General features: G+C 67.6%; 10 protein-coding genes. 4 read left to right on the forward strand and 6 right to left on the reverse strand.

Translation table 11 applies throughout. The features are described 5' to 3' along the window. Nucleotides 1-189: 189 nt before the first annotated feature. From CCR84_RS12455 to CCR84_RS12480, 6 genes are all read right to left on the reverse strand, one after another. Nucleotides 190-1,800, reverse strand: a complete 1,611-nt coding sequence (locus tag CCR84_RS12455; protein ID WP_201212737.1) for a peptide chain release factor 3 — start codon at nt 1,798-1,800, stop codon at nt 190-192. A 160-nt stretch (nt 1,801-1,960) separates the two neighbouring features. Continuing rightward, entirely contained in the window at nt 1,961-2,986 is a 1,026-nt protein-coding gene (locus tag CCR84_RS12460) for an AI-2E family transporter (protein WP_201212739.1), read from the reverse strand. Nucleotides 2,987-2,994: 8 nt separating this feature from the next. Next, complete coding sequence (locus CCR84_RS12465) at nt 2,995-4,293, reverse strand: TIGR03862 family flavoprotein (RefSeq protein WP_201212741.1); 1,299 nt, start codon at nt 4,291-4,293, stop codon at nt 2,995-2,997. Nucleotides 4,294-4,327: 34 nt separating this feature from the next. Further along, the gene (murI, locus tag CCR84_RS12470) at nt 4,328-5,113 is read right to left on the reverse strand and encodes a glutamate racemase (protein WP_201212743.1); all 786 of its coding nucleotides are present in this window, start codon (nt 5,111-5,113) and stop codon (nt 4,328-4,330) included. Between the two features lie 106 nt (nt 5,114-5,219). After that, nucleotides 5,220-6,767, reverse strand: coding sequence for a fumarate hydratase (locus CCR84_RS12475; protein WP_201212745.1), 1,548 nt, complete (start codon nt 6,765-6,767; stop codon nt 5,220-5,222). Between the two features lie 43 nt (nt 6,768-6,810). Next, complete coding sequence (locus CCR84_RS12480) at nt 6,811-7,350, reverse strand: TIGR00645 family protein (RefSeq protein WP_242508709.1); 540 nt, start codon at nt 7,348-7,350, stop codon at nt 6,811-6,813. A gap of 315 nt (nt 7,351-7,665) precedes the next feature. Between CCR84_RS12480 and acs the strand changes: the two genes are divergently transcribed. The 4 genes from acs (at nt 7,666) to CCR84_RS12500 (ending at nt 14,511) form a co-directional block, all read left to right on the forward strand. After that, nucleotides 7,666-9,639 (forward strand): acetate--CoA ligase, encoded by a 1,974-nt coding sequence (gene acs / locus CCR84_RS12485; RefSeq protein ID WP_201212748.1) that lies wholly within the window; start codon nt 7,666-7,668, stop codon nt 9,637-9,639. Nucleotides 9,640-9,866: 227 nt separating this feature from the next. Beyond that, a complete protein-coding gene (locus CCR84_RS12490) occupies nt 9,867-11,756 on the forward strand; it encodes a DUF294 nucleotidyltransferase-like domain-containing protein (RefSeq protein ID WP_242508718.1) in 1,890 nt (629 codons plus the stop codon). After that, nucleotides 11,753-12,469, forward strand: a complete 717-nt coding sequence (locus tag CCR84_RS12495) for a 3'-5' exonuclease (RefSeq protein ID WP_201212750.1) — start codon at nt 11,753-11,755, stop codon at nt 12,467-12,469. The genes CCR84_RS12490 and CCR84_RS12495 overlap by 4 nt, the downstream gene beginning before the upstream one ends. Before the next feature lie 8 nt (nt 12,470-12,477). Continuing rightward, nucleotides 12,478-14,511, forward strand: coding sequence for a sodium:solute symporter family protein (locus CCR84_RS12500; protein WP_201212752.1), 2,034 nt, complete (start codon nt 12,478-12,480; stop codon nt 14,509-14,511). Nucleotides 14,512-14,520 lie beyond the last annotated feature (9 nt).

Consider the following 14,520-nt stretch of genomic DNA (forward strand, 5'->3'; position numbering starts at 1 on the left):
AGTTCAGCAGCAGTGGCGTCTCCCTCTGCGCCCGTTCGGGTGGCGAGCGTCAGCAGGAGGGAGGGGAGCAGCTCAACAGCAGCGCAGGCTCAAGGCGCGTCCGCTGGTGAAGGCGTGAGGGCGCGCGCCGGTACACGGTCACGGATTGCGCATGGCTGCAGTCTCGCTGCGCATTCAGGAAGATCGGTTTCAGCGCAGTACTTCGCCGTGCTCGCGGGAGGCATGGAAGCCGACCTTGGTCCATTTCTCGCGGGTGACGTCGAGGTTGTAGCGCGTGCTGGCGAGATAGACGAGGTTGCCGTCGACGTCGCGGCCCATGCGGTGCTGCTGCTCGCGCTCGAAGTTGCGCCGCGTCGTCTCGTCGGGGAAGGTCAGCCAGCGTGCCGAGTAGATGTCGGCCGGCTCGAAGATCGCGTCGACCTTGTACTCGCTGCGCAGGCGCTCGGCGACGACTTCGAACTGCAGCTGCCCGATCGCGCCGAGCAGCAGCGCGCCGGTGGCGAGGTTCTCGAAGACCTGGATCGCGCCTTCCTCGCCGAGTTCCTGCAGGCCCTTCTGCAACTGCTTGCTCTTCAGCGGATCGCGCAGCCGCGCCTGGCGGAACAGTTCGGGCGAGAAGTAGGGGATGCCCTTGAAGCCCAGCGCCTCGCCCTCGGTCAGCGTGTCGCCGATGTGCAGCTGGCCGTGGTTGTGGATGCCGATGATGTCGCCGGCGACCGCGTCCTCCATCAGCACGCGCTCGTTGGCCATGAAGGTCAGCGCGTTGGCGAGCTTGATCTCGCGGTCGAGGCGAACGTGCTTCACCTTCATCCCCGACGAATAGCGGCCCGAGCAGACGCGGAAGAAGGCGATGCGGTCGCGGTGGCGCGGGTCCATGTTGGCCTGGATCTTGAAGACGAAGCCGGAGAACGCCGCTTCGGCCGGTTGCACCTCGCGCTTGCCGCCGTCGCGCGCCAGCGGCGCCGGCGCCCAGTCGAGCAGCGCCTGCAGGATTTCCTGGACGCCGAAGTTGTTGATGCCCGAGCCGAAGAATACCGGCGTCTGCTGGCCGGCGAGGAAGTCGACCAGGCTGAACGGGCTGCTCGCGTCGCGCAGGAGTTCGACGTCCTCGCGCAGCTTGCCGACCTCGAGCGGGAACTGCGCGTCGAGCAGCGGGTTGTCGATGCCGTCGAGCTTCTCCGCCTCGACGCGGCGCTCCTCGCCGGGCGAGAAGCGCAACAGCGAGTCTTCCTGCAGGTGGTAGACGCCGCGGAAGGTCTTGCCCATGCCGATCGGCCAGGTGATCGGCGCGCACTCGATGCCGAGCACCGACTCGATCTCCTCGAGCAGGTCGAAGGGCTCGCGCACCTCGCGGTCGAACTTGTTCACGAAGGTGATGATCGGCGTGTTGCGCATGCGGCAGACTTCGAGGAGCTTGATCGTCTGCGCCTCGACGCCCTTGGCCGCGTCGATCACCATCACCGCCGCGTCGACCGCGGTCAGCACGCGGTAGGTGTCTTCCGAGAAGTCCTCGTGACCCGGCGTGTCGAGCAGGTTGACGACGTGGTCCCGGTACTCGAACTGCATCACCGAGCTGGTGACCGAGATGCCGCGCTGCTTCTCGACTTCCATCCAGTCGGAGGTGGCGTGACGCGCGCTCTTGCGCGCCTTGACGGTACCGGCGAGCTGGATCGCGCCGCCGAAGAGCAGGAGCTTCTCGGTCAGTGTCGTCTTGCCCGCGTCGGGGTGGGAGATGATGGCGAAGGTGCGCCGGCGCGCGATGTCGCGCAGCAGTTCGGGCGGGTAGGGCAGCGAATTCATGAAGGTCTGGGCGGGGAATGGCCTGATGCCGACCCTCGTGAGGGGTCGGCGGGCAAAGGGTGGCGCCGGGGCGCAGCGAGGCCGAACTATAGCAGGACTGGCTCGCCGGCGGAATTTGCCGGCGCCGCCGCGCTCGCGCCGGTCGCGACGATGCGGCGCTTCAGATCAGGCCGCGACTCGCGAGCTCGTCCTTCAGCCAGGCGTAGCAGATCGGCGCGGCGACCAGTCCGGGGATGCCGAAGACGCTTTCCATCACCAGCATCGCGCTCAGCAGTTCCCAGGCGCGCGCCCTGATCTGCGTGCCGACGATGCGCGCGTTGAGGAAGTATTCGAGCTTGTGGATGACGACGAGGAAGAGCAGCGAGCCGACCGCCACCAGTGGCGAATTGGCGAAGCTGACGGTGACGATCACCGTATTCGAGATGATGTTGCCGACCACCGGCAGCAGGCCGGCGACGAAGGTGACGACGATCAGCGTCTTGACGAGCGGCAGCTCGACCCCGAGCATTGGCAGCAGCAGCGCCAGATAGATGCCGGTGAGCACGGTGTTGATCGCCGAGATGCGGACCTGCGCGAAAACGATGCGGCGGAAGGCGTCACCGAGGCGCGCCGCGCGTTCGCCGAGCGCGCGCGCGAGCGGGCCGACCTTCTCGCCGTCGACCACCTCGCGCAGCGAAACCAGACCGCCGATGATCATCCCGATCAAGAGCTGCGCGATCAGGCGACCCGTTTCGCCACCGACGCGGCGCAGGTCGGCGGCGTGCTCGCGCAGCCAGGCGATGATGTCCTCGCGCAACTCGGCAGCGTTTTCCGGCAGCGCACTCCCCAGCCAGCCGAGCCAGTCCGGCAAGGACGAGCGCGACTCCTCGATGATGTCGGCCATGCGCGAGAGCAGCGCCGAGAGGCTGCTTCCTTCGCGGTGCATCAGCACGAAGACGGCGAAGGCGAGCCCGCTCACCGCGGCGATCACGAGCAGCGATACCAGCCCGACCGCCAGCCCCTTGCCGCTACCGACGGGCAGGTGGCGCGCGAAGATCGGCGCCAGCACGCGCACCATCTCGTGCACCAGCAGGCCGGCGAGCAGCGCCGGCAAGAGCTGCGTCGAGATCACCAGCAGCATCGCCAGTCCGGCGAGCACCCAGGCCGCGTAGTCGTGGCGGCTGGCCGCCTGCATTGTCCGCGTCATCGGTAGCTTCATTCCGCGCTCCCCGGCGCCGGCGCCTCGCCCGCGCCGGCGCGCAGCCAGGCGGCAATCCCTGCGCCGGCCGCACGGCCGCTGGCGAAGCAGGCAGTGAGCAGGTAGCCGCCGGTCGGCGCCTCCCAGTCGAGCATCTCGCCGGCGCAGAAGACGCCGGGCAGCGCCTTCAGCATCAGGTGCTGGTCGAGCGCCGCGAAGCGCACGCCGCCGGCACTGCTGATTGCCTCGGCGAGCGGGCGCGGCGCATTCACGGTGATCGGCAGGGCCTTGATCGTCGCCGCCAGCGTCGGCGCGTCGTTGATCCGCGCCTTGCCGAGCACCTCGTGGAGCAGCGCGAGCTTTACGCCGGCGATGCCGACGCGGCTGGCGAGGTGGCTGGCCAGCGAGCGCGAGCCGCGCGGGTGCATGACCTCGGCCAGCACCCGTTCGGCGCTGCGACCCGGTGCCAGGTCGAGCGTGAAGCTGGCGCTGCCGCGGGCATTCACCGCCTCGCGCAGGCGCTGCGCGAAGGCGTAGATCAGGCTGCCCTCGACCCCGCGTGCGCTGATCGTCAGTTCGCCCTGCCGCGTCTCCGTGTTTCCCTCGGCGTCGGTGAAGCTGAGCGCCACCGACTTCAGCGGTGCGCCGGCAAATTTCTCGCGCAGGTAGGCACTCCACGCCACCTCGAAGCCGCAGTTGGCCGGCTGCCAGGGGGCGATGTCGACGCCGCGCTGTTCGAGCCAGGGCACCCAGGCGCCATCCGAACCGAGCCGTGGCCAGCTGGCGCCGCCGAGCGCGAGCAAGGTCGCCTGCGGCTGCAGCGAGAATTCGCCGTCGGGCGTCGCGAAGCGCAAGGCGCCCGTTGCAAGGTTCCAGCCGAGCCAGCGGTGGCGGACGTGGAAGTGCACGCCGGCCGCGCGCAGCCGCTGCAGCCACGCGCGCAGCAGCGGTGCCGCCTTCATCTCCTTCGGGAAGACGCGCCCGGAACTGCCGACGAAGGTGTCGACGCCGAGCCCGTGCACCCACTCGCGCAGCGCCTGTGGCGGAAACGCGTCGAGCCAGGGCTGCAGCTCCGCCCGGCGCGCGCCGTAGCGGCTGCAGAAGGATTCGTGATCCTCGCCGTGCGTGATGTTCAGCCCGCCGACGCCCGCCTGCAGGAACTTGCGCCCGAGCGACGGCATCGCGTCGAAGACGGCGACCGACAGGCCGCTGCCGGCGAGCACCTCGGCCGCCATCAGCCCGGCCGGACCGCCGCCGATGACGGCGACTTGCGCTGAACGTTGATCGGGAATTGACGGGAGCGGGGGAGATTTCATCGGGGACGCATTCCAGGCGCCGTTGCTGCGCGGCTCAGACGCGGACCTCCTGGGCCGGCCTCGACATGCGCCGCGCGAGCCAGTCGAGCCCGAGTGTCGGCAGCGCCGCCTGCAGCTGTTCCGGGTGCGCGCTGGCGAAGAGTTCGAGGCGACCGTCACCCTGCGCCTCGCTGCCGGCGAGGCGCACGCACTGGCGCGCGACCGCGTCGGCGACGTCGACGAGTTCGGCACGGCCATCGATCAGCGTGTTCAGGGTCGGCGCGAGGAAGGCGTAGTGGGTGCAGCCGAGGACGATGCGGTCCGCGCCGGCGGCGAGCAGGGGTTCGATGCGCGCACGCGCTTCGGCGACGAAGTCCGGGTGGTCGAGCTGCAGGGTTTCCACCCGCGTCGCCCAGCCCGGGCAGGGTTCGACGTCGACGCGGACACCGGTGGCGTGATCCTCGATCAACTGTGCCAAGCGCTCGCTGCGTGCGGTCGCCGGGGTGGCGAGGACGGCGATGTGCCGGCGCGCCGAGCTGGCGGCCGCCGGCTTGATTCCGGGCTCGATGCCGACCACCGGCACCTCCGGGAAGTGCTCGCGGCAGGCGGCGACCGCGGCGACCGTCGCCGTGTTGCAGGCGACGACGATCAGCGAGCAGCCGCGCCCTACGAGGTACTGGCTGATCGCCAGCGCGCGACCGCGGATGAATGCATCGTCGCGTTCGCCGTAGGGAACGTTGGCGCTGTCGGCGAGGTAGCAGAGGTCGGCGGCGGGCAGCGCACGCGCGATCGCCGCGAGTACCGAGAGTCCACCCAGGCCGCTGTCGAAGACGCCGATCATGATGATTGGGGAAGGGGGGGAGCGGCGGCCGCGACAGCCGCCGCGAAGGCCCCGCCAGGCATGGACATGCGCGGCTGCCGCCGCTCCCGCTGCTTCAGCCCGAGCCTCAGGCGGCGACCACCGGGATGTTGCCGATCTTCGCCTGCGCGATCTTTTCCTGCCACGCGCGCGGGCCGGTCTCGTGCACCGAGCTGCCGTTGGCGTCGACGGCGACGGTGACCGGCATGTCCTTGACCTCGAACTCGTAGATCGCTTCCATGCCGAGGTCGGCGAAGCCGACCACCCTGGCTGCCTTGATCGCCTTGGCGACCAGGTAGGCGGCGCCGCCGACGGCCATCAGGTAGGCCGAACGGTGCTTCCTGATCGCCTCGATCGCCGCCGGGCCGCGTTCGGCCTTGCCGACCATCGAGATCAGGCCGGTCTTGTCGAGCATCATCTCGGTGAACTTGTCCATGCGCGTCGCCGTGGTCGGGCCGGCCGGGCCGACCGCCTCGTCGCGCACCGGGTCGACCGGGCCGACGTAGTAGATGACGCGGTTGGTGAAGTCGACCGGCAGTTTCTCGCCGCGGGCCAGCATGTCCTGGATGCGCTTGTGTGCAGCGTCACGGCCGGTGAGGAGCTTGCCGTTCAGGAGCAGCGTCTGTCCCGGCGTCCATGAGGCGACTTCCTCGGGTGTCAGCGTGTCGAGGTCGATGCGCTTGGCGGTCTCCAGGTCGGGAACCCAGTTCACCTGCGGCCATTCGGACAGCGCCGGCGGTTCGAGCCTGGCCGGGCCGCTGCCGTCGAGGTGGAAATGCACGTGGCGGGTCGCCGCGCAGTTCGGGATCATCGCCACGGGCAGGCTGGCGGCGTGCGTCGGGTAATCCATGATCTTCACGTCGAGGACCGTGGTCAGACCACCGAGTCCCTGCGCGCCGATGCCGAGCGCGTTGACCTTCTCGTAGAGTTCGAGCCGGAGTTCCTCGACGCGGCTGAGCTGTTCGCCCGCCTGTTTCCTGGCGACCAGTTCGTGGATGTCGACCGGCGCCATCAGCGACTCCTTGGCCAGCAGCATCGCCTTCTCGGGCGTGCCGCCGATGCCGATGCCGAGGATGCCGGGCGGACACCAGCCGGCACCCATCTGCGGGACGGTCTTGATCACCCAGTCGACGATCGAGTCGGACGGATTGAGCGCGACGAACTTCGACTTGTTCTCGGAGCCGCCGCCCTTGGCCGCGCAGATCACCTCGACGTGGTCGCCGGGGACCACCTCGAAATGGACGATCGCCGGCGTGTTGTCCTTCGAGTTCTTGCGGCTGCCGGCCGGGTCGAGCAGCACCGAGGCGCGCAGCGGGTTGTCCGGGTTCATGTAGGCACGGCGCACGCCTTCGTCGACCATCTCCTGCACCGACAGCGTCGCGTCCCACTGCACGTTCATGCCGACCTTGAGGAAGACGACGGCGATCCCCGTGTCCTGGCAGATCGGCCGGCGGCCCTCGGCGCACAGGCGGCTGTTGGTCAGGATCTGTGCGATCGCGTCCTTCGCGGCAGGGCTTTCCTCACGCTCGAAGGCCTTGGCGAGCGCCTGCAGGTAGTCGAGCGGGTGGTAGCAGCTGATGTACTGGAAGGCATCGGCGATGCTGTCGATGAAGTCTTGCTGGCGGATGACGGTCATGGGATTTTCCTGCGTTGAGATGTCCGGCGCCGGAGTTCGCGCCTCAGTGGTGGTCCTTGGAGAGCAGCAGCGTCTGCGTCATCATCCTGTCGACCCAGACCATCGCCATCGCCGACAAGAGGAAGACGACGTGGATGATCACCTGCCACTGGATCGCATGCTCGCTCATGTTCTCGGCGTTGATGAAGGTCTTCAGGAGGTGGATCGACGAGATGCCGATGATCGCCGTCGACAGCTTGATCTTGAGCACGCCCGCATTGACGTGGGAGAGCCACTCGGGCTGGTCGGGGTGGCCTTCGAGGTCGAGCGGCGAGACGAAGGTCTCGTAGCCGCCGATGATGACCATGATCAGCAGGTTGGCGATCATCACCACGTCGATCAGGCCGAGGACCACGAGCATGATCGTGGTCTCTTCGACGTGGCCGGTTTTGAAGATGTCGCCGACGAGGTGCGACAACTCGACCATGAACAGGTAAACATACACGCACTGGGCGACGATCAGGCCGAGGTAGAGCGGCGCCTGCAGCCAGCGGCTCCAGAAGATCGTCTTTTCGAGGGTTTGTTCGAATGCTGTCTTCTTCATCATCGTGGAAGGGCTCGGGAGGGGGGGCGATGGGCGCTGCGCGGAGGCGGCGATTCTAGCACGGCCGGTGCTCGCCGCCCTTGCCGGACGCATGCTGCTGCCTGCCGCCGCGCCTGTAAGGCGCTTGTAAGATAGCTGTCGTCAAATGCGCTTCGGGCAAAGTTATGCCAACTACCGGGTCCAGGTGCCCGGACCGACTGTGCTTCCTGCGCAGCAGTCCGGCGCTGCGACCGCCCCGTCGGCATCGCCTTTGCATGCAGCTTGCCATACCCCGATTCGCTTCAAGTCATAAAAAACCCCTACAGGAGATACACGATGTCCGAGAGCCAGTCCGTCCAGGTTTTTCCGCCGCCCGCCGACTTCGCCGCACAGGCGACGATTTCCGGCATGGACGCCTATCGCGCCCTCTGTGCCGAGGCCGAGCAGGACTACGAAGGCTACTGGGCACGTCTCGCCCGCGAACACGTGACCTGGAAGCAGCCGTTCACGCAGACGCTCGACGAGTCGAACGCACCTTTCTTCAAGTGGTTCGCTGACGGCAAGCTGAACGTCTCGCACAACTGCATCGACCGCAACATCGAAGCCGGCCTCGGCGACAAGACCGCGATCATCTTCGAAGCCGACGGTGGTGAAGTCACCCACGTCAGCTACAAGGAACTGCTCGTCCGCGTCTCGCGCTTCGCCAACGCGCTCAAGGCGCAGGGCGTCAAGAAGGGCGACCGCGTCGTCATCTACCTGCCGATGTCGATCGAAGGCATCGTCGCCATGCAGGCCTGCGCGCGCATCGGCGCGACGCACTCGGTCGTCTTCGGCGGCTTCTCGGCGCAATCGCTGCGCGACCGCATCAACGACGCCGGCGCCGTCCTGCTGATCACCTCCGACGGCCAGTGCCGCGGCGGCAAGGCGCTGCCGCTGAAGCCGATCGCCGACGAGGCGCTGGCGATGGGCGGCTGCGAGTCGATCAAGAAGGTCGTCGTCTGGCAGCGCACCGGCGCCGCCTGCGCGATGACCGAAGGCCGCGACATCTTCTGGCAGGACTTCGTCGCCGGCCAGGCGGACTATTGCGAACCCGAGTGGGTCGAAGCCGAACACCCGCTGTTCCTGCTCTACACCTCGGGCTCGACCGGCAAGCCGAAGGGTGTCCAGCACTCGAGCGGTGGCTACCTGCTGCACGCCATCCTGACCATGAAGTGGACCTTCGACCTGAAGGCGAACGACGTCTTCTGGTGTACCGCCGATATCGGCTGGGTCACCGGCCACACCTACATCACCTACGGCCCGCTCGCCTGCGGCGGCACCGAGATCGTCTTCGAAGGCGTCCCGACCTACCCCGATGCCGGCCGCTTCTGGAAGATGATCCAGGACCACAAGGTCTCGATCTTCTACACCGCGCCGACCGCGATCCGTTCGCTGATCAAGGCTGCCGACACCAACGCCGCCGTGCATCCGAAGAGCTTCGACCTCTCTTCGCTGCGCCTCCTCGGCTCGGTCGGTGAGCCGATCAACCCGGCGGCCTGGTCGTGGTACCACGACAACGTCGGTGGCGGCCGTTGCCCGATCGTCGACACCTTCTGGCAGACCGAGACCGGCGGCCACATGATCACCCCGCTGCCGGGCGTCACGCCGTTGGTTCCGGGTTCGTGCACGCTGCCCTTCCCGGGCATCCAGGCGGCGATCGTCGATGAGACCGGTACCGAGCTCGACTGGGGCAAGGGCGGCATCCTCGTCGTCAAGCGTCCGTGGCCGTCGATGATCCGCACCATCTGGAACGATCCGGACCGTTTCCAGACCTCGTACTATCCGGCCGATTTCAACGGCAAGCTGTACCTGGCGGGTGACGGCGCGACGCGCGACGCGGAAACCGGCTACTTCACCATCACCGGCCGCATCGACGACGTGCTCAACGTTTCCGGCCACCGCATGGGCACGATGGAAATCGAGTCGGCGCTGGTCTCGCACCCGCTGGTCGCCGAAGCGGCCGTCGTCGGCCGTCCGGACGACCTGACCGGCGAAGCCATCTGCGCTTTCGTCGTCCTGAAGGGCGAGCGTCCCGAAGGCGACGCTGCGAAGAAGGTGATCAAGGAACTGCAGGATCACGTCGGCAAGCTGATCGGACCGATCGCCAAGCCGAAGGACATCCGCTTCGGCGAGAACCTGCCGAAGACGCGTTCGGGCAAGATCATGCGCCGCCTGCTGCGCTCGCTGGCCAAGGGCGAGGAAGTGACGCAGGACACCTCGACGCTGGAAAACCCGGCGATCCTGGCGCAGCTGTCGCACACCGCCGGCTGAGCATCGCCCGGCAGCGGCGTGGTCCCTGCGGCCACGCCGCCCGTATCGTGTTGGAGGAGACCGGCCGCGGCATTGTCGCGGCCATGAAACGAGGCAAAGCGGCGACCGAAGCCGCGCCCGGGCCGGCGGCGAACAACTGCCGGCCTTTTCATTGGTCCGCCAGTAAGCGCATGCCGGGACGAGGACTGGCGGGAAACGGGGAGGATCGGAAAGTGAGCGCTACGCAGATGCTGGTTGCAGCGACGGCGGAGTTCCTGCGCCGTCATCCGCCCTTCGACCGAATGGAAGCCGAGGCGCTGCAGTTCCTCGGCGAGCGCGTCAAGCTCGCCTACTACGCGAAGGATACGGCGATCATCACCCCCGAGATGGGGGTGATGCAGCGTTTCTACATCCTGCAGCGCGGCAAGGTGCTGGTGCGCCGCGAGGGCGAGGTCGGTGCCATCGACTACGCGACGATGACACTGTCGGCCGGCGAGTGTTTCCCGATCGGTTCGCTCACCGCGCGTCGGGCGTCGACCAACGTCTATTCGGCGCTCGAAGACGTCTTCTGCTATGAACTCGCGGTCGATGACTACTTTGCGCTGATGCGCATGAGTCCCGAGTTCAACTACTTCTGCACGCAGTACATCGCCAGCCTGCTCGGCCAGTCGCGGCAGCAACTGCAGGTCGAGTTCGCGCAGCGCGCCAGCGAACAGCAGACGATGAACTCGCCACTGTCGTCGATCATCAAGAAGCAGCCGGTGTGTGCGTCCGAGCAGACGACGATCCGCGAGGTGATCGCCGTCATGGCCGGCGGCCACATCGGCTCGATGATCGTCGTCGACGACGAAGAGCGGCCGATCGGCATCTTCACCCAGTCCGACGTCCTGAAGCGCGTCGTCCTGCCCGGCGTCCCGCTCGATGCGCCGATTGCCTCGGTGATGTCGCCCGACCCGCACACCCTGCCGCTGGCCTCGAGCGCCTACGATGCGGTGCTGGCGATGGCCTCGTTCGGCATCCGTCACGTGCTCGCTGTCGACGAGGGCGGACGCCTGAAGGGCGTCGTCTCCGAGCGCGACCTGTTCGCCCTGCAACGCGTCGGCCTGCGCCAGATCCGCCAGGAGATCGAGACGGCAGCCGACATCGAAGTGCTCGCGCAGGCGGCGGTCGATGTGCGCAAGCTGGCCCTGAACATGCTCGCGCAGGGTGTCGGCGCCGAGCAGCTGACCCAGTTCATCTCGGCGCTGAATGACACGCTGACCCGCCGCGTGATCCAGTTGAACCTCGACCGCCACGACCTCTACGGGATCGACTGGGCGTGGCTGTCCTTCGGTTCGGAAGGGCGCGACGAGCAGACCTTCAGTACCGACCAGGACAACGGCCTGATCTTCATCTGCACCGACATCATGGACCGCGAGCAGACGCAGTTGCGCATGCTCGAATTCGCCCGCGACGTGAACGACGACCTCGACCGCGTCGGCTTCCCGCTCTGCCCGGGCAAGATCATGGCCAGCAACCCCGAGTGGTGCCTGACGCTTGAAGAGTGGGAGGAGAAGTTCCTGAACTGGATCCGCACGCCGGAGCCGCAGGCACTCTTGAACGCCAGCATCTTCTTCGACTTCCGCCCGCTCTACGGGCAGTTCCACCTCGCGCACCGGCTGCGCCTGACCCTGCTCAGGGCGGCGCAGGACAACCGCCTGTTCCTGCGCATGATGGCGCAGAACGCGCTTTCGGTGCAGCCGCCGCTCGGCCGCATCCGCGATTTCGTCACCGACGCCGATCCCGAGCATCCGGGAACGATCGACCTGAAGAAATTCGGCACGCGCCTCTTCGTCGACGCCGCACGCGTGCTGGCGCTGGCGGCCGGCGTCGCGGCGACGAACACCGCGCAGCGCCTGCGCCTGGCAAGCGCAGCCTCGCGCGCTGCGGGCGAGGAGGCGGCGAGCACCATCGAGGGCTTCAACTTCCTCCAGTTGCTGCGCCTCAAGCGGCAGAATTTCGAACTCGAACAGGGTCGCGCTGGCGACAACCTGATCAATCCCGACGAACTCAACCAGGTCGAGCGGCGCGTGCTCAAGGAAGCTTTCCGCCAGGCGCGCAAGCTGCAGCAGCGCTTGAAGCTCGACTACCAGACATGAGCTGGCTGAAGCGAATCTTCGGCGGCAAGGCCGAGCCAGGCGTCGAACTCGGCGACGCGCAGCGCGACTCGCTCGCCGCCTGGCAGCGCTCGGCCGCCGCCGACCTTTCCCGCCCGCACTACCAGACCCGCTACGTCGTCGTCGATGTCGAGTCGAGCGGGCTCGACATGAACCGCGACCGGCTGATCGCGATCGGCGCGGTCGCCGTCGTCGACGGCCTCATCGACGCGCACGACAGCTTCGCGACGATCCTGCGCCAGGACGAGGTGAGCACCACCGAGAACATCCTGATCCACGGTATCGGCGGCTCGGCGCAGCGCGACGGCATCGACCCGCCGCAGGCGCTGCTCGACTTCCTGAACTACTGTGCCAAGGCGCCGCTGGTCGCCTACCATGCGCTGTTCGACCAGACGATGATCGAGCGCGCCTTGCGCCGCCACCTCGGCGTCAGGCTCGACGCCGAATGGATCGACCTCGCCTGGGTGCTCCCCGACCTCTTTCCTGAACGCATCGACGCGCAGGTGCAACTCGACGACTGGCTCGACCTCTTCTCGATCGAGAACATCCAGCGCCACAACGCCGTTTCCGATGCGCTGGCGACGGCGATGCTGCTGCAGGCGGCGATCGCGCGCGGCGCCGCCCGCAATGCGCGCACGCCGGCGAGTTTCATAGACATCCAGAAGTCGCGCCGCTGGCTGCGCCGCTCGACCTGATCAGCGCCATGCCCGACCTTCCCGCCCGCCTGCGCCGTTACTTCGTCGCCTACACCGGCGCCTTCGTTGCGCTCGTGCTGCTGCTCGGCACGCTCGAACAGCTGGGCCTGCCGCCGCGCTGGATCGGCTGGTCCTTCCTGTTCCTGACCATCATCCTCTACGCGACCATCGGCGTCCTCGCCCGTACCGCCAACATCACCGAGTATTACGTCGCCGGCAGGAGCATCCCGGCGCTCTACAACGGCATGGCGACCAGCGCCGACTGGATGAGCGCCGCGTCGTTCATGGGGCTCGCCGGGACGCTCTACCTGGCCGGCTACCAGGGCCTGGCCTACGTCATCGGCTGGACCGGCGGCTACGTGCTGGTCGCGCTGCTGCTCGCCCCCTACCTGCGCCGCTTCGGTCAATACACGATTCCCGACTTTCTCGGCGAGCGCTACGGTGGCGACTCCGCGCGCCTGATCGGCGTCGCCGCCGTGGTGCTCGCTTCCTTCGTCTATGTCGTCGCGCAGATCTACGGCGTCGGCCTGATCACCAGCCGCTTCGTCGGCTTGCAGTTCGAGGTCGGCGTCTTCGTCGGGCTCGCCGGCATCCTCGTCTGTTCCTTCCTCGGCGGCATGCGTGCGGTGACCTGGACGCAGGTCGCGCAGTACGTGATCCTGATCGCTGCCTACGTCGTTCCGGTGGCGATCCTGTCGTTCAAGGCGACCGGCTTGCCGCTGCCGCAGATCGCCTACGGCGAGGTGCTGCAGCGCGTCGAGGCGCTGGAGACGAAGATCTTCCAGCAGCCGGAGGAGGTCGAGGCGCGCCGCCTCTATCGCGAGCGCGCCGAAGAGACCGGCGAGCGCATCGCCCGCCTGCCCGAATCGCTGACCGAGGAAAGGCAGCGCCTGTCGGAGAAGATCGGCGAGCTGAAGGCGGGCGACGCGCGCATGCGCGACATCGTCGTCGTCGAGCGGCAGCGCCGCGAACTGCCGCAGAACGTCGACGCGGCGCGTGACTACTGGGAGGCGTCGATGGAGGCCGCCGCCGAGCGTGGTGCCGAGCCCGTGCATCACGCGACGGCGTTTCCGGGCGACGAGGGCAGGAGCGACAATGCGCGGCTCAACTTCCTCGCGCTCGTCTTCTGCCTGATGATCGGCACCGCCGCCCTGCCGCACATCCTGATGCGCTCGTATACGACGCCGACCGTGGCCGACGCGCGCACCTCGGTGTTCTGGTCGCTGCTCTTCATCTCGCTGCTCTACCTGACGGCGCCGGCCTACGCGGTTTTCGCCAAGTACGAGATCTACTCGGGGCTGATCGGCAGCAGCATCGCCGAGCTGCCGGGCTGGATCGCTTCTTGGGGCAAGGTCGGTCTGGTGTCGATCGATGACATCAACGGCGATGGCCGCCTGCAACTCGCCGAGCTGACACTCAATCCCGACCTGATCGTGCTGGCGACGCCGGAGATCGCCGGGCTTCCCTATGTCGTCTCCGGCCTCGTGGCCGCCGGTGCGCTGGCAGCTGCGCTGTCGACCGCCGACGGCCTCCTGCTGACGATCGCCGGCGCGCTGTCGCACGACCTCTACTACAAGATCCACCGCCCGCAGGCGTCGACGCAATGGCGCCTGCTGGTATCGAAGACGATGCTGCTCGTCGTCGCAGTACTCGGCGCGACGGTCGCCGCGCAGAAGCCGGCGAGCATCCTCTACATGGTTTCCTGGGCCTTCTCGATCGCCGCCGCCGCCTTCTTCCCGGCGCTGGTCTGCGGCATCTTCTGGAAACGCGCGAACCAGGCCGGCGCCGTCGCCGGCATGCTGGTCGGCATGCTGCTCACCCTCTATTACCTCGTCCGCGTGCAGTTCGATTCGATCCCCTGGCTCGGCATTCACGGCATCCGCATGCAGCCCTGGTTCGGCATCGAGTCGCTGTCGGCCGGGATCTGGGGCGTCGCCGCAGGATTCGTCACCATCGTCGTCGTCAGCCTGCTGACCTCGCCACCCTCTGCGGAACTGCAGCGCTTCGTCAGGAGCGTTCGCTACCCGCCGATGCAGGCCTGAGCGCTTTTC

The sequence above is a fragment of the Rhodocyclus purpureus genome (assembly GCF_016653115.1).
In the GTDB taxonomy this organism is placed as follows: Bacteria; Pseudomonadota; Gammaproteobacteria; order Burkholderiales; family Rhodocyclaceae; genus Rhodocyclus; species Rhodocyclus purpureus.

What these genes read in the sequence shown, in the direction of transcription:
- CCR84_RS12460 (WP_201212739.1), bottom strand. Translation starts at nt 2,986, where the DNA reads ATGACGCGGACAATGCAGGCGGCCAGCCGCCACGACTACGCGGCCTGG.
- murI (WP_201212743.1), bottom strand. Translation starts at nt 5,113, where the DNA reads ATGATCGGCGTCTTCGACAGCGGCCTGGGTGGACTCTCGGTACTCGCG.
- CCR84_RS12480 (WP_242508709.1), bottom strand. Translation starts at nt 7,350, where the DNA reads ATGAAGAAGACAGCATTCGAACAAACCCTCGAAAAGACGATCTTCTGG.
- CCR84_RS12465 (WP_201212741.1), bottom strand. Translation starts at nt 4,293, where the DNA reads ATGAAATCTCCCCCGCTCCCGTCAATTCCCGATCAACGTTCAGCGCAA.
- CCR84_RS12490 (WP_242508718.1), top strand. Translation starts at nt 9,867, where the DNA reads ATGCTGGTTGCAGCGACGGCGGAGTTCCTGCGCCGTCATCCGCCCTTC.
- CCR84_RS12500 (WP_201212752.1), top strand. Translation starts at nt 12,478, where the DNA reads ATGCCCGACCTTCCCGCCCGCCTGCGCCGTTACTTCGTCGCCTACACC.
- acs (WP_201212748.1), top strand. Translation starts at nt 7,666, where the DNA reads ATGTCCGAGAGCCAGTCCGTCCAGGTTTTTCCGCCGCCCGCCGACTTC.
- CCR84_RS12475 (WP_201212745.1), bottom strand. Translation starts at nt 6,767, where the DNA reads ATGACCGTCATCCGCCAGCAAGACTTCATCGACAGCATCGCCGATGCC.
- CCR84_RS12455 (WP_201212737.1), bottom strand. Translation starts at nt 1,800, where the DNA reads ATGAATTCGCTGCCCTACCCGCCCGAACTGCTGCGCGACATCGCGCGC.
- CCR84_RS12495 (WP_201212750.1), top strand. Translation starts at nt 11,753, where the DNA reads ATGAGCTGGCTGAAGCGAATCTTCGGCGGCAAGGCCGAGCCAGGCGTC.